The organism is Methylophaga sp. UBA1464 (assembly GCF_002325665.1).
In the GTDB taxonomy this organism is placed as follows: Bacteria; Pseudomonadota; Gammaproteobacteria; order Nitrosococcales; family Methylophagaceae; genus Methylophaga.
On the sequence record NZ_DCSO01000099.1, the window covers coordinates 17,123 to 18,322 of the forward strand.

Annotated in this window: 2 protein-coding genes; both read left to right on the forward strand. The window is 48.9% G+C overall.

The features are described 5' to 3' along the window. Window positions 1-29: 29 nt before the first annotated feature. Window positions 30-515: a L,D-transpeptidase gene (locus B3O33_RS13705; protein WP_292360027.1), complete on the forward strand. Its 486-nt coding sequence runs from the start codon at window positions 30-32 to the stop codon at window positions 513-515. 9 nt (window positions 516-524) lie between these two features. Beyond that, a partial coding sequence (gene nagZ / locus B3O33_RS13710) for a beta-N-acetylhexosaminidase (protein WP_292363829.1) occupies window positions 525-1,200 on the forward strand: 676 nt, incomplete at its 3' end.

Genomic DNA, 1,200 nt, shown 5'->3' on the forward strand with positions numbered 1-1,200 from the left:
CAAACCCAGGCTGAATCTCACGAAACTTTATGTCAAATCATTATCTGGACATTTCAATAGAGCAACAGCTCTGCCAGCTTTGGCAGGATGATCGGCTGTTGTTTGCGGCGGCTGTTTCAACAGCGGAAAATGGTCCTGGTGAGCAGCATAATTCAGGGGCTACTCCAAGAGGCTGGCATATTATTCGCGCCTGTATCGGAGCCGGGCAACCTGTTAATACGGTATTTCGCGGCAGACGTCCAACAGGTGAAATCTACAGCCCGGAGCTGGCTGAACGGTTTCCGGATAAGGACTGGATTTTAACCCGTATTCTCTGGTTAAGCGGATTGGAGCCCGGCAAGAATCGGCTGGGAAATGTTGATACAATGCGTCGCTATATTTATATACATGGCACACCGGATAGCGAGCCAATGGGCATCGCCAAATCTCACGGTTGTATCCGCATGCATAATCAGGATTTGCTGGCGTTGTTTGATTTGGTCAAACCAGGCCTGAAAGTCTTTATTCACGAATAAGGTAATTACATGACATTAGGCCCGTTAATGGTGGACTTGGTCGGCTTGACGATCAGTGAGAAAGAGAAGGAAATTCTTCAACATCCATTAGTTGGCGGTGTCATCCTGTTCAGTCGTAATTATGAGTCACCCGAGCAGATTGCTGCGTTAACCACTGAAATACATGCGTTACGCCAACCACATTTGATTATTGCCGTCGATCATGAAGGCGGGCGTGTTCAACGTTTTCGCGAGGGTTTTAGTCGACTACCACCTGTTGGTACGCTGGGGCAGCATTACATGCAACATCCCCAGCAAACGCTTAAACAGGCAGAAGTGACGGGTTGGTTAATGGCGGCAGAGTTACGGGCAGTCGGTGTTGATTTCAGTTTTGCGCCAGTGCTGGATCTGGATTATGGCGTTAGCGAAGTGATTGGTGATAGGGCGTTTCATCGTGATCCTCAAGCGGTCACCAAACTGGCTGCAGCCTATATCAGCGGTATGAAACAGGCTTCAATGGCGGCAGTCGGCAAACATTTTCCCGGTCATGGGGCAGTGGAAGTCGATTCCCATCTGGGATTACCCGTTGATAAACGTCATCTGGAAGATATGTGGCAGGCTGATATGTTGCCGTTCCGACAACTTTGCTCACATACTCTGGCTGGCATCATGCCGGCACATATTGTTTATGAAAAGTGTGACAGTC